This window comes from Aeromonas sp. R4-3 (assembly GCF_040908275.1).
GTDB lineage: Bacteria > Pseudomonadota > Gammaproteobacteria > Enterobacterales > Aeromonadaceae > Aeromonas > Aeromonas rivipollensis.
The window spans coordinates 43,728-65,227 of sequence record NZ_JBFODK010000028.1 but is presented as its reverse complement, the minus strand read 5'-3'; the positions used below and the strand labels follow the sequence as shown (position 1 = coordinate 65,227).

At 61.0% G+C, this 21,500-nt stretch carries 24 protein-coding genes; 9 read left to right on the top strand and 15 right to left on the bottom strand.

All coding sequences use genetic code 11. From position 1 onward, the window contains the following. Window positions 1-4: 4 nt before the first annotated feature. The 4 genes from AB5Y91_RS08475 to dinB form a co-directional block, all read right to left on the bottom strand. Window positions 5-643 carry an alpha/beta family hydrolase gene (locus tag AB5Y91_RS08475; RefSeq protein WP_368169543.1) on the bottom strand — a complete coding sequence of 213 codons (639 nt, stop codon included), beginning with the start codon at window positions 641-643 and terminating at the stop codon, window positions 5-7. Between the two features lie 4 nt (window positions 644-647). Next, window positions 648-1,568, bottom strand: a complete 921-nt coding sequence (locus AB5Y91_RS08470; RefSeq protein ID WP_025327944.1) for a transcriptional regulator GcvA — start codon at window positions 1,566-1,568, stop codon at window positions 648-650. 282 nt (window positions 1,569-1,850) lie between these two features. Beyond that, the gene (locus tag AB5Y91_RS08465) at window positions 1,851-3,986 is read right to left on the bottom strand and encodes a methyl-accepting chemotaxis protein (protein WP_289983707.1); all 2,136 of its coding nucleotides are present in this window, start codon (window positions 3,984-3,986) and stop codon (window positions 1,851-1,853) included. A gap of 67 nt (window positions 3,987-4,053) precedes the next feature. After that, complete coding sequence (gene dinB / locus AB5Y91_RS08460) at window positions 4,054-5,106, bottom strand: DNA polymerase IV (protein ID WP_368169542.1); 1,053 nt, start codon at window positions 5,104-5,106, stop codon at window positions 4,054-4,056. A gap of 201 nt (window positions 5,107-5,307) precedes the next feature. Here dinB and AB5Y91_RS08455 point away from each other — a divergent pair, with 201 nt between their 5' ends. Next, complete coding sequence (locus AB5Y91_RS08455) at window positions 5,308-5,520, top strand: hypothetical protein (protein WP_005330720.1); 213 nt, start codon at window positions 5,308-5,310, stop codon at window positions 5,518-5,520. A gap of 73 nt (window positions 5,521-5,593) precedes the next feature. Here the strand turns inward: AB5Y91_RS08455 and nqrM are convergent, their stop codons facing one another. The 10 genes from nqrM to AB5Y91_RS08405 form a co-directional block, all read right to left on the bottom strand. Beyond that, window positions 5,594-5,818, bottom strand: coding sequence for a (Na+)-NQR maturation NqrM (gene nqrM, locus AB5Y91_RS08450; RefSeq protein ID WP_005330718.1), 225 nt, complete (start codon window positions 5,816-5,818; stop codon window positions 5,594-5,596). A gap of 102 nt (window positions 5,819-5,920) precedes the next feature. Beyond that, a complete protein-coding gene (locus AB5Y91_RS08445) occupies window positions 5,921-6,964 on the bottom strand; it encodes an FAD:protein FMN transferase (protein WP_368169541.1) in 1,044 nt (347 codons plus the stop codon). A gap of 3 nt (window positions 6,965-6,967) precedes the next feature. After that, window positions 6,968-8,191 (bottom strand): NADH:ubiquinone reductase (Na(+)-transporting) subunit F, encoded by a 1,224-nt coding sequence (nqrF, locus tag AB5Y91_RS08440; protein WP_103244418.1) that lies wholly within the window; start codon window positions 8,189-8,191, stop codon window positions 6,968-6,970. A gap of 17 nt (window positions 8,192-8,208) precedes the next feature. After that, complete coding sequence (gene nqrE / locus AB5Y91_RS08435; RefSeq protein ID WP_005330713.1) at window positions 8,209-8,805, bottom strand: NADH:ubiquinone reductase (Na(+)-transporting) subunit E; 597 nt, start codon at window positions 8,803-8,805, stop codon at window positions 8,209-8,211. Window positions 8,806-8,808: 3 nt separating this feature from the next. Next, complete coding sequence (locus AB5Y91_RS08430) at window positions 8,809-9,441, bottom strand: NADH:ubiquinone reductase (Na(+)-transporting) subunit D (protein WP_042654098.1); 633 nt, start codon at window positions 9,439-9,441, stop codon at window positions 8,809-8,811. Then, a complete protein-coding gene (locus AB5Y91_RS08425) occupies window positions 9,434-10,222 on the bottom strand; it encodes a Na(+)-translocating NADH-quinone reductase subunit C (protein WP_368169540.1) in 789 nt (262 codons plus the stop codon). Before AB5Y91_RS08425 ends, AB5Y91_RS08430 begins: the two co-directional genes overlap by 8 nt. Further along, window positions 10,212-11,441 carry an NADH:ubiquinone reductase (Na(+)-transporting) subunit B gene (locus tag AB5Y91_RS08420; RefSeq protein WP_042649549.1) on the bottom strand — a complete coding sequence of 410 codons (1,230 nt, stop codon included), beginning with the start codon at window positions 11,439-11,441 and terminating at the stop codon, window positions 10,212-10,214. Before AB5Y91_RS08420 ends, AB5Y91_RS08425 begins: the two co-directional genes overlap by 11 nt. A gap of 3 nt (window positions 11,442-11,444) precedes the next feature. Further along, window positions 11,445-12,788 carry a Na(+)-translocating NADH-quinone reductase subunit A gene (locus AB5Y91_RS08415; protein WP_111909909.1) on the bottom strand — a complete coding sequence of 448 codons (1,344 nt, stop codon included), beginning with the start codon at window positions 12,786-12,788 and terminating at the stop codon, window positions 11,445-11,447. A gap of 132 nt (window positions 12,789-12,920) precedes the next feature. Then, window positions 12,921-13,124, bottom strand: a complete 204-nt coding sequence (locus AB5Y91_RS08410) for a hypothetical protein (protein WP_368169539.1) — start codon at window positions 13,122-13,124, stop codon at window positions 12,921-12,923. Between the two features lie 101 nt (window positions 13,125-13,225). Further along, entirely contained in the window at window positions 13,226-13,534 is a 309-nt protein-coding gene (locus AB5Y91_RS08405; protein ID WP_368169562.1) for a BolA family protein, read from the bottom strand. A gap of 219 nt (window positions 13,535-13,753) precedes the next feature. Here AB5Y91_RS08405 and AB5Y91_RS08400 point away from each other — a divergent pair, with 219 nt between their 5' ends. From AB5Y91_RS08400 to AB5Y91_RS08375, 6 genes are all read left to right on the top strand, one after another. After that, window positions 13,754-14,887, top strand: coding sequence for a methyltransferase (locus AB5Y91_RS08400; protein ID WP_368169538.1), 1,134 nt, complete (start codon window positions 13,754-13,756; stop codon window positions 14,885-14,887). A gap of 26 nt (window positions 14,888-14,913) precedes the next feature. Continuing rightward, on the top strand, window positions 14,914-15,486 hold the full coding sequence (locus AB5Y91_RS08395) for a YajG family lipoprotein (protein WP_368169537.1): 573 nt from the start codon (window positions 14,914-14,916) through the stop codon (window positions 15,484-15,486). 15 nt (window positions 15,487-15,501) lie between these two features. After that, on the top strand, window positions 15,502-16,053 hold the full coding sequence (locus tag AB5Y91_RS08390; protein WP_106886050.1) for a peptidylprolyl isomerase: 552 nt from the start codon (window positions 15,502-15,504) through the stop codon (window positions 16,051-16,053). A 114-nt stretch (window positions 16,054-16,167) separates the two neighbouring features. Then, window positions 16,168-16,497: a hypothetical protein gene (locus AB5Y91_RS08385; protein ID WP_106886049.1), complete on the top strand. Its 330-nt coding sequence runs from the start codon at window positions 16,168-16,170 to the stop codon at window positions 16,495-16,497. 187 nt (window positions 16,498-16,684) lie between these two features. Then, the gene (locus AB5Y91_RS08380; RefSeq protein ID WP_043131200.1) at window positions 16,685-17,986 is read left to right on the top strand and encodes an MFS transporter; all 1,302 of its coding nucleotides are present in this window, start codon (window positions 16,685-16,687) and stop codon (window positions 17,984-17,986) included. Window positions 17,987-18,142: 156 nt separating this feature from the next. Continuing rightward, window positions 18,143-18,949, top strand: a complete 807-nt coding sequence (locus tag AB5Y91_RS08375; protein WP_025327958.1) for an outer membrane protein OmpK — start codon at window positions 18,143-18,145, stop codon at window positions 18,947-18,949. A gap of 102 nt (window positions 18,950-19,051) precedes the next feature. Here the strand turns inward: AB5Y91_RS08375 and AB5Y91_RS08370 are convergent, their stop codons facing one another. Next, window positions 19,052-19,534, bottom strand: coding sequence for a YajQ family cyclic di-GMP-binding protein (locus tag AB5Y91_RS08370; protein WP_106886048.1), 483 nt, complete (start codon window positions 19,532-19,534; stop codon window positions 19,052-19,054). 214 nt (window positions 19,535-19,748) lie between these two features. On the opposite strand from AB5Y91_RS08370, the gene AB5Y91_RS08365 reads away from it, so the two are divergent. Together AB5Y91_RS08365 and AB5Y91_RS08360 are read left to right on the top strand one after the other, a co-directional pair. Next, window positions 19,749-20,696, top strand: a complete 948-nt coding sequence (locus AB5Y91_RS08365; RefSeq protein ID WP_289978061.1) for a ketopantoate reductase family protein — start codon at window positions 19,749-19,751, stop codon at window positions 20,694-20,696. A gap of 35 nt (window positions 20,697-20,731) precedes the next feature. Beyond that, complete coding sequence (locus tag AB5Y91_RS08360; RefSeq protein ID WP_368169536.1) at window positions 20,732-21,292, top strand: DJ-1 family glyoxalase III; 561 nt, start codon at window positions 20,732-20,734, stop codon at window positions 21,290-21,292. Window positions 21,293-21,500 lie beyond the last annotated feature (208 nt).

The following is a 21,500-nucleotide window of genomic DNA, read 5'->3' as shown; positions in this document are numbered from 1 at the left end:
CCCTTCAGGCACACCGGGACGGGGTCGCCGCGATAAACCCCTTGATCCGCTCCGCAGCCTGTCGCAGGTTCTCCTGCTCGCTCACGCCGCTGGCCTTCCTCGGCTTGAAGCCATGATCCCCATCGGTCAGCCAGTGGACCGATACGGCGGGGGAGAAGGGGAAATCGGCCAGCTCGGCGCGAGAGCCAAAGGTGTCGCGCTCCCCCTGCAGCAGCAGGATCGGCGTCGTGATCTGCTTGAGCACGTCACCCCGCCAGCGGTCGGGGCTGGCCGGGGGGTGGAAAGGATACCCGAGAATGAGCAATCCTGCAGCATTCATCTCGTCGCCCCCTTCGTGATATAGCTCGGCCGCCATCCGCCCCCCCATGGACTTGCCCGCCAGGAACAACCGGGGATGGGCAAACGCGCGCACCATCTCGCGCCAATGGGCGAGCAGCACGGGTTGCCGGTCCGGCGGCCTGCGCTTGCCATCCTGGGCCCGCTTGCTCATGTAGGGGAAGTTGAAGCGCACCACCTCGATATCCGGCCCCGCCAGCAGCCGCGACAGCTCGGCGAGAAAGGCATGATCCATGCCGGCGCCCGCGCCGTGGGCCAGCAGAATGCGAACGGGGGCGTCGCTCGCCCCCTCTCTTGTTACATCCATCCCCTCAACCATCGGCGAGACGGGCCCGGCGACGGGCCTCCTCCTGCTCCACCAGCTCCAGCATCCAGTCGCGGAAGGCCACTATCTTGCCCTGATCGGACTGCTGCTCCTGGCACACCAGGTAGAAGGCATTCTTGCTCACCAGCACCTGCTCGAACGGGCAGATGAGGCGACCCGCCTCGATCTCGGGCTGGGCCAGCACGCTGTGACCGAGCGCCACCCCCTGACCGTGGATAGCCGCCTGGATCACCATGGTGGAGTGGCTGAAGATGGGCCCCTGGTTGACGTTGGGGGCGTCGATGTCGAGCTGGCGGAACCAGGCCTTCCAGTCGCGCCGGGAGGTGTCGTGCAGCAGGGTGTGCCTGGTCAGATCCTCCGGGGTGCGCAGGGGCTTGGGGCCGGTCAGCAGCAGGGGGGAGCAGACCGGGATCAGGTACTCGGTGTGCAGCTTGTCCGAGCGCAGCCCGGGCCAGTTGCCACGGCCGTAGTAGATAGCCACGTCCACGTCGTCGGTCAGGGATCCCTCGTCCATATCCACCGCCTTGATCCGCACATCGATGTCGGGGTGGCGCTCGCTGAACTTCACCAGCCTGGGCACCAGCCACTGGATGGCGAAACTCGGCTGCAGGGAGACGGTGAGCGCCCCCTTGGCGCTGCGGGCCAGCAGCTTGTCGGTGGCCTCTGAGATGGAAGCGAAGATGTCCTTGATGTCGAGGAAGTAGCTCTGCCCCTCCTCGGTCAGCAGCAGGGAGCGGTTCTTGCGACGGAACAGCTTGATGCCGAGGTACTCCTCCAGCGCCTTGATCTGGTGGCTGATGGCGGCCTGAGTCACAAACAACTCTTCTGCTGCGCGGGTAAAGCTTAAGTGGCGAGCCGCTGCTTCGAATGCTTTCAGGGCATTGAGCGGGGGTAAACGACGAGACATGACACCAGCCGACGATGAGTTTTTCTAATGGGGCGCATTATAAATTGTCGGTTGCGGGTCGACCAGTGAATAAACATAATTCGCCACGCAATCCGTTGCCATATGGCTCACACCTTCTCTTCCATGTTGGTTTACATGTGGTTTTTGTGAGTGGGCCGACAGCGATTGTGGTGTTGTGTTTCTTCCTCTGCGGGAAGAAGGGCTAAATCAATGCGATTTAACCCAGTCTGTCATCTGAATGTGTTTGGCGCCTCCGGTTGGATGGCGCCTTTTTTCTTATCGCTATACCCTGAATTGCCCCACCAGTTGCTGCTGCTTGTCCGCCAGTTGCGACAACTCCCGTCCGTTGTCGGCCGAGGTCGCCGCCTCGGCCCTGATGGTATGGCTCACGTCGCGGATGTTGCTGACGTTGCGGTTGATCTCGTCCGCCACCCCGCTCTGCTCCTGCGCCGCCCTGGCTATCTGCTCGTTCATCTGATGGATAGTGGCCACCGCATGGATGATCTGCTCCAGCACGCTGACCGACAGCTCCACCTTGCCAAGGGTCAGACCCGCCTGACTGTGGCCCGTCATGATCGCCTTGACCACAGCCTCTGTGCCCGACTGCAGCTCGGTGATCAGCGTCTGGATCTCGACGATGGCATTCTGGGTACGGCCGGCCAGGTTGCGCACCTCGTCGGCCACCACGGCGAAGCCGCGGCCCTGTTCACCGGCCCGCGCCGCCTCGATGGCGGCATTGAGCGCCAGCAGGTTGGTCTGCTCGGCTATCCCCTGGATCACGATGAGGATGTCGTTGATGTTGTCGCTGTTGGCGGCCAGCCGCTCCACCACGGGCTTGGCGTCGCTGATCACCGCCATCAGCCTGGACATGGCCTGCTGGGTATCGGCGACCACGGACTTGCCCTCCTGCGCCGCCATGTCCGCCTGGTTGGCCGCGCTCACCGCCGAGCTGGCATTGCCCGCGACCTGCAGGGCGGTGGCGCTCAGCTCCTCGAACGCCGTGGCCACCAGATCCACCTCCTGGTACTGGGACTGCATGCCGGCACTGGTGCGCTCGGCCCCCTGCGCCGCCAGCGACGCGCTGGCCCGGGTACCGGCCACCGTATCGATCACCTGGCTGATGGTGGATTGCAGCTTGTCCAGGAAGTTGTTGAACCACTTCGCCAATTCGCCGATCTCGTCATCACGGTGCAGGTCGATGCGCTGGGTCAGATCCCCCTCGCCGCTGGCGATGTCCTTGAGGCGGGCCACCACGGTGCGAATGGGGGCAACGATGCGCTGAGCCATGAGCCAGATGCAGAGCAGGGCCAGGGCCGAGATGGCCCCGCCGATCAGCAGCTGGGTGGCGACGCTGCGCTGGGACTGGGTCTCGAGCTCATCCTGCAGTTGCAGGGCAGAGGCGAGCACCACGGCGCGGGGCAGTTCGATGTAGATGCCCCACTGGCGATCCGTCCCGCGCATGCTGACCGGCACGAAGGTCTGCAACAGGGCGCCATCCGGGCTCCAGCGCGTGACCACCTCCCCCTTGGCGAGCCAGCCGTTGAGATCCGTCGACAGCCCCTGCTGATCCAGGGTATCCCCAAGAGCGACCTTGAACCCTTCGACCCCGGCCACCCGGCCCTCGTGACTGAGCAGCAGCACCTTGCCCTGACCGTCATAGAGCGTCTTGTCCATCTCCTCCACCAGGCTTTGCAAGGTGGCCAGCGAGATGTCGACCCCGACCATGCCGAGCAGGGTCCCCTGATCCAGCAAAGGGGCCGTCACCGAGGTCATCAGCACCTGCCGGGTGCCCACCTCGTCCACATAGGGATCGAGCAAACAGAGGGCACGGCTGCGAATGCTGCAGCTGTACCAGTCATTCTCCAGGCCACCGTGCTCGGACGGCTTGTCGTTGGCCAGCAGCGCCTCGTCCATCACCTCCAGGGTCACCTTGCCGTCGACTCTGGCCCAGTAGCTGGAGAAGCGCCCCTTGTCGTTGGCCCCGAGCGCGGTCGAGCCCTGATAGTTGTCGTCTTCGCCGTCGAGCTGATTGGGTTCGAATACCGCATAGACCCCGAGCAGATTGGCCGATGACTCCGCCGCGTCCTGCAACTGCTGGTTCACGGCATTGCGCAGCGCCTCGGAGTGAACGAAGTTGTCGGCCGCGTTCTTGCGCTGGAACAAAATGCCCTCCGCCAGCAGGGTGGCTCTGAAATAGGCCTCGTCGAGGTAGCTGGTCACTCTGGCCGCCTGGGTGGACCCCATGGCCTTCATCCAGTTTTCTGCCGCGTGCTGCCCCTCCAGGGTGGTAGAGGTGAGCACCTGCTCCTGCATACGGGCCGCATTGAAGAGGGAAGAAGCGACCAGTGCGGCGGCACTGGCCAACAGGCAACAACCGGCAATCAGGGTGATCCGTCCCTGAACAGAAAGAGAACTCATGCCACGATTTCCTAACGTCTACAGATGTGAACACTGTATCGGTTTTGGACACAAAAACTTAACTAAATCAGCTGAGATCCAGGCTCAGTTGATTGATTTCCCCGGCCCCGGGCAGTCCTACCACCAGACCGAGCAGGCGAATGGGTTTTCCTTGAGCCCGCAGCAACCCCTCGTGCAGCAGATCGTGGAAGCGGGCGGCCTGATAACTGCCCTTGCGATAGACTGTGGTCTGCTGAAAATCGGCGAATTTCAGCTTGATCCCCTGCCCCATCAGCGCCTCCGCAGGGCAGGCCCTGGCAAAGCGCAGCTCCAGCTCGGGGATGAGCCGGCTGAGCACCTCCCAGCAGGCGGCTTCATCCAGCACGTCGCTGGCCAGGGTCGTCTCCACCCCTATGGTCTTGCGGGTCCGCTGGGCCTGCACCGGTTGCTCATCGTGCCCCCAGATGCGACCGGCGAGCATCTCCCCCAGCTTGCCGAAGCGGCTCACCAGCTCCTCGTTGCCGAGCTGGCGCGCATCCTCGCAGGAGTAGAGCCCGAGGGACTCCAGCCTCTGGGCCGTCTTGCGGCCTATGCCGGGTAGTTTGCCGAGCTGCAGCTGGCGCACGAACTCGTCCACCTCCCGGGGCCTTATCACGAAGAGGCCGTCCGGCTTGCGCTGCTCGGAGGCGAGCTTGGCCAGAAACTTGTTCGGCGCCACCCCGGCCGAGGCGGTCAGTCCCAGCTCGAGGGCGATGGCGGCGCGGATCTCGGCCGCCATCAGGGTGGCGCTGCCGCCGCAGTGGGGGCTGTCCGTGACATCGAGGTAGGCCTCATCGAGTGAGAGCGGCTCCACCCTGTCGGTGTAGCGCAGGAAGATGGCCTGCAACTGGCGGGAGGTCTCCTTGTAGACGGCCATCCGCCCCGGCAGCAGCACCAGCGGCGGGCAGAGCTTCCTGGCCAGGGCGCTCGGCATGGCTGAGCGCACCCCGAAGCGGCGCGCCACATAGTTGCAGGTGGAGATGACGCCGCGCCGGTCGGCCGAGCCGCCGATGGCCAGCGGCACCTCCCGCAGGGCCGGGTTGTCCCGCATCTCCACCGCGGCGAAGAAGCAGTCCATGTCGATGTGAATGATCTTGCGCATGCCAGAGTCTGTTGAGCTGTCGGCGCCTGCCGCGTGGTTGGGTGCACCCGCCGCTGTCGTGACGAGGCGGCAACACCACTGTATGAATAACCAGTCAAGACCCCATGCTACCCCAGCCCTGTCATTTCTGCCAGCGCACGGGAGGAGACGGGCGGATAGACTCTCAAGGCACCATCCACATGAGACTCAAGGAGGAGAGAGATGAGAGCAATCTGGCCGGGACTCTGCCTGCTGCTGTTGCCGCTGACGGGCATGACCAAGGACCATCCGACCGCCGAGTGCAGCTGGCTGTTTGAGCGCATAGAGATACTGGAGAAGGCCATCAAGCAGGGGGACGAGCTGGGCACCAGGGAGGAGCTGGCGCAGAGGAAAGCGGAATTTAGCAAGAAATCCTGCCACAAATACGATTACTGAGTGCCATAAAAACGCGAGCCGACCCTGGGTCGGCTCCCGTGCATTCGATGCACCCGCACTCGGGTGCTCGCCCTCAGAGGATGCGGTTGTCCACCAGCATCTTGCGACGGGCCTCTTCCTTGGCCATCTTCTTCTTGCGGTTGTCGCAGGGCTCCGGGCAGTCACACTCCTTCTCGATCCCTATGGTGCCAAGGCCGCCACAGGAGCCGGAGATGGTCTTCTTCTGGAAGATGTAGCCGATGGCCATGGCCACCACCACCACCAGAAACACCCCGAAGGTGATCAGAAAGATCTGCATGGTATTACCCCTTTACTGTTTAACCAGATACGGCTCAACGGCATCCGGCGACAAGATTCTCAGGCAGCGCCACCCCGGTGAGTGATGGCGGTGCCTGCACTGTTAACCGGGCTGCTTGGCCAGGTAGGGCTTGAAGGCATCCGAGTAAGCCTCCTCGAAGCCCTGGTCCGTCTTGGTGATGACGAAGATGGCCAGACCCCGCTCCTTGGCATAGGCCAGGCTCTTCTGCGTTCCCATGACGGTCAGCGCCGTGGCCAACCCGTCTGCCGTCATGCAGGAGGGGTGGATCACTGTGACCGACACCATGCGATGGGTGATGGGCTTGCCCGTCAGCGGATCTATGGTGTGGGAGAAGCGCTTGCCATCCAGCTCGTAGTAGTTGCGATAGTCCCCCGAGGTGGCGACGCCGTTATCCCCTGGCACTATCACTTCCTGCACCGAGCCGGCATTGGCGGTCGGCTTCTCGATGGCGACGCGCCAGGGGTGACCCTTGCCGTTGACGCCATTGATCCGCAGCTCGCCGCCGATCTCCACCAGGTAGTTGCGCGCCCCCAGGGATTCCAGGTACTCGGCCACCTTGTCCACCCCGAAACCCTTGGCGATGGCGGAGAGATCCACATAGAGATCCGGGATGTCCTTTTGCAGGGTGTCGGCGTCGACCGAGGTTACCACATGCAGATTGCCGAGGCCCGTCTTCTGCCGGGTCTGGGTGATCAGCTCGTCGGATGGCACCTTGGTCGGTTTGGCATCCGGCCCAAAGCCCCACAGATTGACCAGGGGGCCCACGGTGACGTCCAGCGCCCCGCGGCTCTCGCGGCCAATGTGAATGGCCTCGGTCACCACCCGGGCTGTGTCACGGGAGACCACCAGCGGGGTATTGCCCTTGTGCTGGTTGAAGCGCGACAACTCGGAATCCGGGCGGTAGGTGGACATCTGATCGTTGACCCGCTCCAGCAGGACATCCACCTCGGCCTGAAGCTTGGCGGCATCCGTGACGGCGGCATCCGCCACCTTGATGGAGTAGTAGGTGCCCATGGTGCTGCCGGTGATGTGGATCTCCGGCTTGGATTGGACCGATTTCTGACCGCACCCAGTCAAGAAAAAGGCTAGCCCTAAGGCTAGCCAGGTCTTTACAACACTGTGCATGGATTAACCACCAAAGTCATCCAGGAGGATGTTCTCGTCTTCAACGCCGAGGTTTTTCAGCATGTTGATGACGGCAGCGTTCATCACGGGAGGTCCACACATGTAGAACTCGCAATCTTCCGGTGCCTCGTGGTTCTTGAGGTAGTTCTCGAACAAGACGTTGTGGATGAAGCCGGTGTAGCCATCCCAGTTGTCTTCCGGTTGCGGATCCGACAGGGCGACGTGCCACTGGAAGTTGTCGTTCTCGGCGGCCAGCATGTCGAAATCCTCGACATAGAACATCTCGCGCTTGGAACGGGCACCGTACCAGAAGCTCATCTTGCGCTTGGTCTTCAGGCGACGCAGCTGGTCGAAGATGTGGGAACGCATCGGCGCCATGCCGGCACCACCACCGACGAACACCATTTCGGCGTCGGTGTCCTTGGCGAAGAACTCACCGAACGGACCCGAGATGGTCACCTTGTCCCCAGCCTTCAGGCTGAAGATGTAGGAGGACATCTGGCCGGGAGGCGCGGTCCAGTTGCTGGGCGGCGGAGTCGCGATCCGCACGTTCAGCATGATGATGCCGAACTCTTCCGGATAGTTCGCCATGGAGTAGGCACGAATGATCGGCTCGTCGACCTTGGACTCCAGCTCGAAGATCTTGAAGCGATCCCAGTCCCCGCGATACTCCTCGGGAATATCGAAGTTCTTGTACTGCACGTGGTGGGCAGGGGCTTCGATCTGGATATAACCACCGGCGCGGAACGGCACGCTCTCCCCATCGGGGATCTGCAGCTTGAGTTCCTTGATGAAGGTGGCCTTGTTGTCATTGGAGATGACGGTACAGTCCCACTTCTTCACGCCGAAGATCTCTTCCGGCAGCTCGATGTCCATGTCGGAACGAACGGTGACCTGACAGGCCAGACGCTCGCCATGACGGGCTTCGCCCTTGCTGATGTGATCCAGCTCGGTCGGCAGTATGTCGCCGCCGCCGGCTTTCACCCGCACCTTGCACTGACCACAGGAGCCACCGCCGCCACAGGCGGAGGAGACGAAGATACCGCTGCCGGCCAACACGCCGAGCAGCTTGCCACCCGCCGGGCTGGTCACAGCCTTGGCCGGGTCGCCGTTGATGCTGATTGTCACGTCACCTGCGGTCACCAGCTTGGACTTGGCGAACAGAATGACTGCCACCAAGGCCAGCAGGATCACGGTGAACATGACCACACCCAGAATAATTTCCATCTATATTTCCTTTCCGATTACAGGGAAATACCAGAGAAGGACATGAAGCCCAGCGCCATCAGACCCGCGGTGATGAAGGTGATGCCGAGGCCACGCAGGCCTTCCGGAACATCGGAGTACTTCATCTTCTCGCGGATCCCTGCCATCGCGACTATGGCCAGCATCCAGCCTGCACCCGACCCCACGCCATAGACCACAGACTCCACGAAGTTGTAGTCACGCTGCACCATGAAGGAGACGCCGCCGAAGATGGCGCAGTTCACCGTGATGAGCGGCAGGAAGATGCCGAGGGCGTTGTAGAGCGCCGGGAAGTACTTGTCCAGCGCCATCTCCAGGATCTGCACCAGGGCCGCGATCACCCCGATGAAGGTGATGAAGCTCAGGAAGCTGAGATCCAGGCCGGAGACCAGGGCACCGTCTTTGAGCACGTAGTTGTAGATCAGGTTGTTGGCCGGAACGGCAACGGTCTGAACCACGATAACGGCAATCCCTAAGCCCATGGCTGTCTTGACCTTCTTGGACACCGCCAGGAAGGTACACATCCCCAGGAAGAAGGAGAGCGCCAGGTTTTCGATGAAGATCGAACGAATCAACAGACTCAGATAGTGTTCCATACCTTAATCCTTTGCCTCCACCTGCTTGGGATCCTTGGTGCGTACGCCCCAGATGATCAGACCAATGATGAAGAATGCACTCGGCGGCAGCAGCAGCAGGCCGTTAGGCACATACCAGCCACCATTGTTCACCAGCGGCAGCAGCTCGATGCCGAACCAGGTGCCTGACCCCAGGATCTCGCGCACTGTGGCCACGGCCAGCAGCACGGCGCCATACCCCAGACCGTTGCCGATGCCGTCCAGGAAGGAGGGCAGCGGGGCGCTCTTCATGGCATAGGCTTCGGCACGACCCATCACGATACAGTTGGTGATGATGAGGCCGACGAACACCGACAGTTGCTTGGAGATGTCATAGGCATAGGCCTTGAGCACCTGGTCAACCACGATAACCAGCGAGGCAATCACCGCCATCTGGGCGATGATCCGCACGCTGTTCGGGATCTGGTTGCGGATCAGGGAGATGAACAGGTTGGAGAAGGCGGTGACCGCGGTAACGGCCAGCGTCATCACGAACGCCGTCTTCATCTGGCTGGTAACGGCCAGCGCGGAACAGACACCCAGCACCTGCAGTGCGATGGGGTTGTTGCCGAGCACAGGCGTCAACAGCAATTTTTTCATTTCGCTCTTGTCAGCCATTGTTGATTTCTCCTGCACGTACCTTGGACAGGAAGGGACCGAAACCCTTGGGGCCCATCCAGAAGTCGAAGGTGTGCTGTACGCCATTACCGGTCAGGGTTGCGCCAGACAGGCCGTCGATTTCATGCTCGGAACCAGCCGGAGCATGGCCCTTGATCACCCGCAGCGCAGGCTGACCGTCCTGATCGAACAGCTTCTTGCCGACGAACAGCTCGCGCCAGGCCGGGTTCTCGATCTCACCGCCCAGACCCGGGGTTTCACCGTGGTCATAGTAGGTGATGCCCTTGATGGTCTGGCCATCGGCCGCGACCGCCACGAAGGCATACATGGTGGACCACAGACCCTGGCCGTAGATCGGCAAAATGATGTTGTCGACCTTGCCCTCGGCATCTTTCGCGAAGAACACCGGGATCAGCTTGGAAATCTGACGCAGGCCAGCCTTGTCGTCGGCAGGTGCCAGACGAACACTCTTGGCCGGATCTTTGGCTGCCAGCTTGGTGTCGAAGTTGTCGGCATCGCCGTCAACGAACTCACCGGTGGCCAGATCCACCAGACGCGCTTCAATCTTGTCGCCATACAGCTGGGCCAGGTCACGCTTGGCCACAGAGCTGACATCGACACCGGCAACGGACAGTATGTTGCTTTGCTTGTCCAACGCCTTGTTTTCCAGCTGAGCCGGACGCAGACCCACGGCGGCCACGGAGACCACGATGGAGCAGACCAGACACAGACCGGTCACTACGGCGAGAGTGCCGATGGTAGAGTCTTTATTAAACGCCACGTGCGATCCTCCGCTTGATGTTCGCCTGCGCCACGAAATGGTCAAACAAGGGGGCAAACAGGTTGGCAAACAGAATGGCCAGCATCATGCCTTCCGGGAACGCGGGGTTCACGACACGGATCAGCACGACCATGACGCCGATGAGGGCGCCGTACCACCACTTGCCCTTGTTGGTAAAGGCGGCGGAGACAGGATCGGTCGCCATGAAGGCCATGCCAAAGGCGAAGCCGCCCAGCACCAGATGCCAGTGCCACGGCATGCTGAACATGGGGTTGGTATCTGAACCTATGACGTTGAACAGCAGGGAGGTCGCCACCATGCCGATCATGACGCCGGCGATGATGCGCCAGGAGGCGATCCGCATGTAGACGATCATGGCCGCACCGATGAGGATCATCAGGGTGGAGACTTCACCGATGGAACCCGGCAGGTTGCCGAGGAAGGCATCCATCCAGCTGATGGCTTCGCCGGTGGCACCGTTGATCAGCGCCATCTGGCCGCCCTGAGCCCACTGGCTCAGCGCAGTCGCGCCTGAATAGCCGTCAACGGCCACCCAGACGGCATCGCCGGAGATCTGGCCCGGGTAGGCAAAGAACAGGAACGCACGACCCGCCAGGGCCGGGTTCAGGAAGTTCTTGCCAGTACCGCCGAACACTTCCTTGGCCAGCACCACGCCGAAGGTGATGCCGAGCGCGGCTTGCCACAGGGGCAGCTCGGGCGGCACTATCAGGGCGAACAGGATGGAGGTTACGAAGAAGCCTTCATTGATCTCGTGCTTGCGCACCATGGCGAACAGCACTTCCCAGAAACCACCGACCAGGAACACGGTCAGGTAGATGGGCAGGAAGTGGGCCGCACCGATCAGCATCTTGCTGCCGATGCCAGCCACGGCCGGATCCAGCGAAGCACCCAGCAGGGTCGCTATGGTGTATTGCCAGGTATCGGCACCGGCCGCGCTGCCCAGATGGGCGATGGCGGCGATGGACTGGTTGCCGACGTTGTACATGCCCCAGAACATGGCCGGGAACACGGCCAGCCACACCATGATCATCATGCGCTTCAGATCGATCGCATCACGGACGTGGGCGGCATTGCGGGTCACGGACCCGGGGGTATAAAACAGGGTATACGCCGCCTCGAACAGGGCATAGTACTTGGCGTACTTGCCACCCGGCTCGAAGTGATGTTCCATATTTTCAAGAAGTTGCTTGAAACTCATCGCTTAACCTTCCAGTTCTATCTTGGTCAGGCACTCACGCAAGACTGGGCCGTACTCTGTCTTGCCTGGGCAGACGAAGGTACAGAGCGCCAGATCTTCCTCATCCAGCTCCAGGCAGCCGAGCGCTTGTGCGCTGTCGGTGTCGCCGGAGACCAGATCCCGCAGCAGCAGGGTCGGCAGGATGTCGAGCGGCATCACGCGCTCATAGTTGCCGATAGGCACCATGGAGCGATCACTACCGTTGGTGGTGGTAGTGAAGTTGATGAGTTTGCCCTTCATCAGATGAGAGAGGGTGGTACGGGTGATGGAGAACTTGTCGGCACTGGGTTTGACCCAGCCGAGGAACTCTTTCTCACGACCTTCACCCAGTACGCTCACCTGATTGTGGTAGCGACCCAGGTAGTCATGAACCCCTTCGGCCTTGGCACCGCTGAGCAGGGAACCGGAGATGATGCGATTCTCGTCCGCACGCAGCTCGTTGTTGGTCAGCTGGCTGATGCAGGCGCCCAGACGGGTGCGCAGCAGGCGCGGCTTGATCACGTTCGGGCCGGCCAGGGCGATCACCTTGTCGGTGAAGATCTGACCCGTGGTGAACAGCTTGCCGTAGGCGATCACATCCTGATAGTTGATGTGCCACTGCACTTTCTTGGCACCGACCGGGTCCAGGAAGTGGATATGGGTACCGGGCAGGCCGGCAGGGTGCGGGCCGACAAACACGGCTTCCTTGACCTGGGCCAGGGAGGCGTGCGGCAGGCTGGCTTCGCCCTTGCAGACGTGGACTGTGCCATCGGTCAGGCGGCTCAGCACGGCCAGACCGTCGAGGAAGGCCTGGGCCTGTTCCTTGATGATGATCTCGGCGTTGGCGGCCAGCGGGTTGGTGTCCATGGCGGTGACGAAGATGGCACGCGGGGCAGAGCCCACTGCCGGCACCTTGCTGAATGGACGGGTACGCAATGCGGTCCATTGGCCTGATGCGACCAGGATCTCCTGCACCTTGCTGCGCTCGAGCTGTGCCAGCTCGGCAGACGCAAAGTGTTCAAAGGTCACCTGTTCGTCAGAACCATCGATGTCGATGACAACGGATTGCAGAACACGCTTGGCACCGCGGTTGATCTCAGAAACCACACCGGTGGCAGGGGCCGTGAATTTAACGCCGGGATTCTTCTTATCTTCGAAGAGCTCCTGACCTTTAATGACGCGATCACCTACTTTGACGAACATAGTAGGGCGCATCCCCACGAACTCTTCGCCGAGTGTAGCAACACGGGTGATGGCCGGGCCATCGTAGATTACTTGCTCCGGAGCACCCAGCACGGGGATGTCCAGTCCTCTTTTAATTGTAATCATACTCACTTGCACTACCGTTAAGGGAAGACAGGTTGGTTAGCGCCGAGAAATACATCACGACGAGTTGTTGAATGAGCCCGTCAACATCGCGGTAAAATGTCGATAAAACAAACAAATCAGCAACATACAGGATCATTCAAAAGCGACTGAGTTTACCACCTTAGACAAGTCGGTCGCCACGCCAAATGGGGAAAATCCCCGTCCTATCACAAAATTAACCTCCAATGAATATTTCCCTTCCATCCCTGCAACCCGTGGTTTTAAAGGATTCTTTGTTTTACTACCCATATTGAGGTAATTCACTTGCCCCAAAGGTTGATTAGAAAAAGTAATCATTACCCCGATCCAATGCGCTCGGGGCCAGGGGCTAACGCCCCGGCCCCGTCGTGATAATTTTGTTAATTAATCGACAATTGGGTAATGAAAAGGTCAATGGCTCAGGCAAAGGGGGCCTTGCTGACACAGCCCGGAGTTTTGGGGGCCTGCTCCCGGGCCTGCCACTCCGCCTCGGTATAGGTATGCAGCGCCAGCGCATGGATGGCCCCTGCCAGCTCCTCTGCCAACACGCCGTTGACCTGACGATGGCGCCCCAGCAGGCGCTGCCCCTCGAAGGCCTGACTCACCACTATGACCTTGAAGTGGCTCTCGGATCCCGGCTCCACCCTGTGCATGTAGCTCTCGTTGATCACTTCCAGATGACTGGGGGACAAGGCGGCGGCCAGTTTGGCCTCTATCTGTTGTTGCATGCTCACGGGCAAGACTCCCTCGTTGGATATCCGGCCATTGTAGCCAGGGTTGCATACCGGATGCATCAGGCCAGCTTTAAGTAGAGGAAGGCCGGGCGCCTCCTCGCTGCGGGCTGGTGAAATTTTCCGTCGCCGCTAGAATAGCGCCACTTTCCCTGCCTGCCGGGCAACACGGTGCGGGCGGGCATCATCTATCAGCAACACGTTGGACTCTCTCTTATGCAAACCCTGCTCGACACGGCCCATTGTCGTCTGACCCTGTATCGCTACCCACGGCAGAGCCAGGATCCCCTGCAGGCCTGGGATGCGGCGGACGAGTACCTGATCAACACCCTGGCCGAGGAGCCGCTCGAGCAGGATGGCCCCGTCATCATCATGAACGACGGCTTCGGCGCCCTGGCCGCCTGTCTGCACGGCCATGGCCCGGTCTGCGTGAGCGACTCCTATATCAGCGAGCGGGCCACCCTGGCCAATCTGGCGGAGAACGGGCTGGAGGCGAGCGGGATCACCCTGCAGGATGCCCTGGCCCCGCTGCCCGCGGCCCCTGCGCTGGTGGTGATCAAGGTCTCCAAGTATCAGGCGCTGCTGGAGCAGCAACTGCTGGCCCTGCGTGCGGTGGTCACCCCGGCCACCCGCATCCTGGCCGCCGGCAAGGCGAAAGACATCCATAGCTCCACCCTCAAGCTGTTCGAGAAATACCTCGGACCGACTCGCACCTCGCTGGCCTGGAAGAAGGCGCGCCTCATTCACTGCGAGCCGCAGGCCGCTCGCCCTGCCCTGACCAACCCCTTCCCGACCGTCTGGCCGCTGGAGGGCAGCGACATGCTCATCCACAACCATGCCAACGTCTTCTCGCGCACCAGCCTGGATATAGGCGCCCGCTTCATGCTGGACAATTTGCCGATCCACAGTGCCCGCAAGGTGATAGACCTGGGCTGCGGCAACGGGGTGCTGGGTCTCTCGCTGCTGGCAAAAGACAGCGAGGTGGAGGTGACCTTCATCGACGAATCCTATATGGCGGTCGCCTCGGCGCGGCTCAACGTCGAGCACAACCTGCCGGACGCCCTGCCGCGGGCCCACTTCATGGTCAACAACTGTCTCGACGGCGTAGCGGTCGGGGCAGCGGATCGGATCCTCTGCAATCCCCCCTTCCATCAGTTGCAGGCGATCACCGATCACATCGCCTGGCAGATGTTCACCGACGCACACCGGGTGTTGCCTCAGGGGGGTGAACTCTGGATAGTAGGCAACCGTCATCTGGACTATCACAACAAACTCAAGCGCTTGTTTGCCAACGCACAAGTCGTTGCGTCGAACAGCAAATTCGTTATTTTGAAAGCCATCAAACGCTAAAGATCAAAAGCTAAAGGAAACCCATGATGAAAAAGTCACTCTTGCTGCTGGCCGCCCTGATGCTGGGTGGTTGTGCCACCCACTGGCCGGAGACGGCGTTGCTCAATCCGCAAGTCATCCCCTCCAACCAGCAGTACTACTCTGGCAACCGCATCACCATGGAAGGGGTGGACAAGCGCGAGGCCGCCTATGTCTTCTCCATCAAGAAGAAAGAGAAGGCTCCCGTGCTGGTCAACAGCAGCCAGCCCCTCAACAACCTGCTGGCGGAAAAACTGGCGGAAGGGTTGCGCAGCCAGGGCCTCGAAGTGGGTAACAGCGGCACCACCAACCTGACCCTGGCCATCTCCACCGCCGCGGTCACGGTCGAAGAGAAGACCTTCACCTATGTCACCAAGTCCAAGGTCAGCCTGCAGGTGATCGCCGACTTCCAGGGCAACAAGCTGACCAAGCAGTTCAACATGTCATCCAGCAAGGAAGAGCCGGGTGAGCCGACCATGGCCGATCTGGAGTCCACACTGAACCAGCAACTGGGCAGCGTGCTGCAACAGATCATGGCCGACGAGGCACTGCGCGGTTATCTCAAAGGCCAGCCTAGCTGAGCAAGGAGCATATAAATGAAGAAACTCTGGTTACTGGCCACCCTGATCGCCCCCCTGGCGTTCGCCGGACAAAAAGTCCAGATGGAAACCAACCACGGCAACATAGTGGTGGAGCTGGCCCCCAAGCAGGCGCCGCAGACGGTGAAGAACTTCCTGCGCTACGTGGCGGATGGCAGCTATGACGGCAGCCTGTTCCACCGGGTGATCCAGAACTTCGTGGTGCAGGGCGGGGGCTACAATCAGCAATTCCAGCCGCTGCCGACCTTCGACCCCGTGGTCAACGAGTCCAGGGGCGGCCTGCCCAACAAGCGTGGCAGCATCGCCATGGCCCGCACCCAGGCGGTCGACAGCGCCACCCGCCAGTTCTACTTCAACCTGGTGGACAACGACAACCTCAACGCCAATGCCGGCGCCGGTTATACGGTGTTCGGCCAGGTGGTGCAGGGCATGGAGGTGCTGGACAAGCTGGCTCAGGTCCAGACCGGCTACAGCTCCATACTGCGCGCCAATGACGTGCCGACCAGCCCCATCATCCTGAAAAAAGTGGTGCTGCTGGCGGACAAATAACGCGGGACGGATCACATTCCACCACTGCGTAGCCCAGGTCACCGGCGCCCCTTTCTATACTCTGGCCTTGTCCGATGTGCACGGGACATGGCCAGGCAGAGAGAGGAGGTTCCGGTGACTTGTCACGATTACATTGCCCAACACGCCATTGAGCTGGCTCAGGCGGTTCGTCACTTTCTGGCACGAGAAATGCCCTATCGGCAGCTCGAGGATCTGAGCTGGCAACTCCTCTCCCGCTGGCAGGCGCTGCCCGCCATCCCCATTGACAAAGTACCCGCCACCGAGCAGGAGGGAGTGTTCTGGCACCTGCTCCACAGCTTGCACCTGTGGGACGAGCATCAGCTCATCACAGACACCTGGCTGCGTCAGCAACTGATGGCCTGCGCCAGCTTCCTCGTGGCCGAAGGGCCCTGTCCGCGTCACTGCATCGGCTCACGACCCTGAATCCCGGGCCGCCTCGTTCGGCTTGCCTTGGCTATCCCCCTCGAACCTGACAAAATGACCCCCTTTTCTCTGAGGAGTCAGGCAGTTGAACAATCTCCGCCCGCCCAGCCAAACCCCGGACCGCGCCACAAGCTGGCGAGACGCCCTCGCCGTCTATCTGGAAGCGCGGGTACTCACTCTGTTTGCCATGGGCTTCTCCTCCGGCCTGCCCTTGCTGCTGGTCTTCGGCACCCTCTCGTTCTGGCTGCGCGAAGCCGATGTCAGCCTGACCGACATCGGCTACATGAGCTGGGTGGCGCTGGCCTATGGCTTCAAATGGCTGTGGTCCCCCCTGGTGGATCGACTGCCGCTGCCGCTGCTCTCCCGGCTGCTGGGACGACGACGCAGCTGGATGCTGCTCTCCCAGGTGCTGATCGCCCTCTCCCTGGTGGGCATGGCCTATTGCGATCCCAAAACCCAGCTCGCCCAGCTCGCCCTGTTCGCTCTGCTGGTGGCGTTTTGCTCCGCGACGCAGGATATCGTCATCGATGCCTACCGCATCGAGTCGGCACCTGAGCGCCTGCAGGCGGCCATGGCGGCCTCCTACATGACGGGTTACCGGCTCGCCATGATAATGGCAGGGGCGGGCGCGCTGGCACTGGCGGCCTGGCTTGGCAGCAACGACAGCTACGACTACCGCGGCTGGCAGCTCACTTACCTGCTGATGGCGGGACTCATGTCCCTCGGCGTCATCACCACACTGCTCAGCCACGAGCCGGATATCGACCTCCATCGCCAGAACGAGCAACAGATGGAGCGCAAGGCGCTGCTGCTCGAGCGGGGCTGGCCCAAGACCCTGGCCGGGCTGGGCGCCTGGACCTATGAAGCCATCTGGTGCCCCTTTGCCGATTTCTTCCGCCGCTACGGCGGCTCGGCCCTGCTGATCCTGGGGCTCATCGCCTGTTATCGCATCTCGGATGTGGTGATGGGGGTGATGTCCAACAGCTTCTATGTGGATCTGCAGTTCAGCAAGACGGAGGTGGCCACCATCACCAAGGTGTATGGCGTCATCATGACGCTGGTGGGGGCAGCCCTGGGGGGCGTATTGGTGATGCGCTTCGGCACCCTGCGCATCCTGTTTCTCGGCGCCGTGCTCACCGCCAGCACCAATCTGTTGTTCGCCCTGCTCAACGAAGTGGGTCACGATCTGGAGCTGCTGACCCTGATCATCTCCCTGGACAACCTCAGCGCCGGCATTGCGACGGCGGCCTTCGTGACCTATCTGTCGAGCCTGACCAACGTCGCCTTCTCGGCGACCCAGTACGCCCTGTTCAGCTCCATCATGTTGCTAATGCCCAAGCTGCTGGCGGGTTTTTCCGGTCAGGTGGTCGAGCAGATCGGCTACAGCAGCTTCTTCGTCGGCACCAGTCTGCTCGGCATCCCTGTCATGATACTGATCATCATGGTTGCCAAACGAGGCGATGCTTTGTTACCACAAGCGGACAAATAGCAAGCGTTTGCGCCATTTTGGGGGTGATTAGATTCACAAAACCGGACAAAGTTCCCTGGCTCTTGTTTATCCGATGAATTTATTTGGCTAGAATCCCTTCCGCTCCTTGTGGGCAGGCTACGGAAAACCTCAACTAACGCACAAGAGACCAATAAAATGGCCAAATTTACCAAGACTCTGATCGCTGCCGGTCTGCTGGCTGCATCCGCCACTCCGGCCCTTGCTGCCGATTACAGCGGCGACATCCACAAGAACGACTACAAGTGGTTCCAGTTCAACGTGATGCACACCATCGATCAGCTGCCCTACAGCGAATCTGAAGGTGGTTACAACGATACCTACTTCGAAATGGAGTTTGGTGGCCGCTCTGGTATCTTCGATCTGTACGGTTACGTCGACGTCTTCGACATCTTCCAGAACCGTCACGACGACAAGCACAACCAAGACAACCTGTTCATCAAGTTCGCACCGCGTATCTCCATCGATGCCATGACCGGCAAAGATCTCTCCTTCGGCCCGGTGCAGGAAGTCTACATCGCCAACCTGATCAACGTGGGTGGTCCGGATGGTCTGTTTGAAGCCATGACCGGTCTGGGTGCAGACGTACAAGTACCCTGGTTCGGCAAGGTTGGCATGAACCTGTATGCCCGTCACGTCAACGAAGGCGGCGGCGAGCAGGGCTGGAACGGCTATCAGTTCTCCATGAACTGGTTCAAGCCTTTCTACACCTTCTCCAACGGCAGCTTCGTAGCCTATCAGGGTTACCTGGATCACCTGTTTGATGCCAAGGACACTTCCACCGACGGTACCGCCATGTTCAACGGCCTGTACTGGCACTCCGACCGCTACGCCGTCGGTTACGGTCTGAAGTACTTCAACGACATCTATGGCATCCAGAACGGTTCCTACGGTCTGAAGACCACTGGTTTCGGCCACTACTTCTCCGTGACCTACAAGTTCTAATCGAACTCGTCACACGGACACAAAAAACCGGAGCAGCTGCTCCGGTTTTTTTATGGCGCTTCCTCGATGAGGGGAGTGGCCAGGGCCCTCCCCCCTTCATCATCAATCGCGGAAGTTCTGGAACTGCATCGGCTGACCCAGCTCGGCGCCACGCACCAGTGCCATGGTCTCCTGCAGATCGTCACGCTTCTTGCCGGTGACGCGCACTTCGTCACCCTGGATGGCGACCTGCACCTTGATCTTGGAATCCTTGATGAGCTTCACCAGCTTCTTGGCGATCTCTTTCTCGATCCCCTGCTTGAACTTGACGTTCAGGTGGAAACGCTTGCCGGAGTGAACGCTGTCACCCACATCCATTGAGCTGTTCTCGATGTTGCGCTTGAGCAGGGCTGCGCGCAGGATCTCGACCATCTGCTTGAGCTGGAAATCGGCGTCGGCTTCCAGCTTGACCTCTTCCTTGTTCAATTCGAAGCTGGCTTCCACACCACGAAAATCGAAACGGGTCGCCAGTTCACGATTGGCGTTATCGACGGCGTTCAACACCTCGTTCATTTTGACTTCAGAGACAATATCGAATGACGGCATAGCCGGGCTCCTCATGCTGTACTTCAGGTTGTGCTGACAAAGGGGCAAATCTACCAGAAAACCGGCAAATTTGCTGATTTCAATGGGATTGCTCTGCTAGAATCCCCTGCGCACAGGAATGGCGAGACCCGTTAGTGTCCGCCGAGCGACATCTTCACTTATCCCCGGTAGCGAGTTGCTCGGAACGCAGCCACTACCCTGATTGAGCCTCTCCATGCCAAGCGGATTACGCGACAACAACCTGAAAAACAGCCGACACCCCTCCTCCCCTCACTGGTCCTTGCTGGGTTGTGGTGCCTTGGGCGGCGTCTTCGCCTCCTTGCTGACCCAAAGTGGCCAGCCGACCCGTGTCCTGCTGAGCGAGCGACACCGCGCCACCCTGCACCCCGGCATCGACTTCACTTCCCTCGAGGGCCACACCCAGTTGCTCGCCATCGAGCGGGGTTTCATCGACAAGCCCGGCACCATCCAGCGACTGCTGGTGATGACCAAGGCGGGTCAGGTGGTGTCGGCCTTGACGCCCCTGGTAGGCAAGCTGGCGGCAGGGGTTCCCATAGTGCTGTTGCACAATGGCATGGGCATAGCCGAACAGGTGGTGCAGCTGTTTCCGCATAACCCCGTCATTGCCGGTGTCACCAGCCACGGCGCCATGCAATGCGGCCACTTCGTGTTCCGCCATACCGGCAAGGGCGAAACCTGGCTCGGCCCGATCAATGAGGCCGCCAAGGCCCATTCCGCCCTGGCAGACCAGCTCGCCACCGCTCTCGGTCAAGCCGGCTGGGATGAGCAGATCCTGACCCGCCAGTGGCAGAAGCTCGCCATCAACTGCGCCATCAATCCGCTCACTGCGCTTTACAAGCTCAAGAATGGCGAGCTGGCCGGCCCGCGCTTCGCCGATGTGCTGCAACAGATCTGCGTGGAAGTGGCTGACGTGATGCAGGCCGAAGGCCAGCCGACCGGCAGCGACGAGCTGCTGCGCCGGGTGATGACTGTGGTGGAACTCACCGCCGACAATTACTCTTCCATGTATCAGGACATGGAGCAGGGGCGTGAGACCGAGATCGAGGCCATCACCGGCTTCCTGCTCGGCAAGGCCGCCGCTCACGGCATAGCGGTGCCGGTCAATCAGGGCCTCTATCAGGCCGTCAAAGAGAAGCGCTGAGCAGAGCGGCACTGCCGGCGACGAAGGAGTGCAGGATGACAGTACTGGTATTGGTAGCCCCGGGGTCGGAAGAGATAGAAACGGTCGCCATCGTCGACACCCTGGTGCGCGGCGGCATAGAGGTGGTGCTGGCCTCCTGCTGCCCGGCGGGAGCGCGCCAGATCCGCGCCTCCCGCGGGGTACAGCTGGTGGCGGACTGCCATCTCGACGAGCTGACCAGCCGTGACTTCGATGCCATGGTCGTGCCGGGCGGTCTGCCCGGCAGCGAAGCTATCCGCGACACCCCCCTCGCCATCGACCTGCTGAGAGAACAGGCGGCCCTGGGCCGTTGGCGCGCGGCCATCTGCGCCGCCCCCGCCGTGGTACTGCACCATCACGGCTTGCTGGGGGATGCCAGCGTCACCTGCCATCCGGGCTTTCAGGCCCGCCTGCCCGCCGCGCAACTGAGCACAGCCCGGGTGGTGCGGGATGATGCCCATCGTCTCATCACCAGCCAGGGCCCAGGCACCGCCATCGAGTTTGCCCTCGAGCTGGTGCGGGTGCTGCGAGGTGACGAGGCCGCCCGCGCGGTAGCCGGGCCCATGGTGCTGCCATAACCTACGCTGGATAATCAAGAATGCCCCATGCGTTGCAAGGGGTATTCTTCTTTTCATGTATGTAGCCCCTCCCCATACACACTGAAGAAAGGTCCGGGCTTTCCTGCCCCCACCTTGACTGCTAACATGCGCCCCCTATGCCTGTTTTGCGCTCTGGCGTGACCGTCACGCCGCCCTAACCCCGCCCTTCGCGGCACCTGCCGCCTGA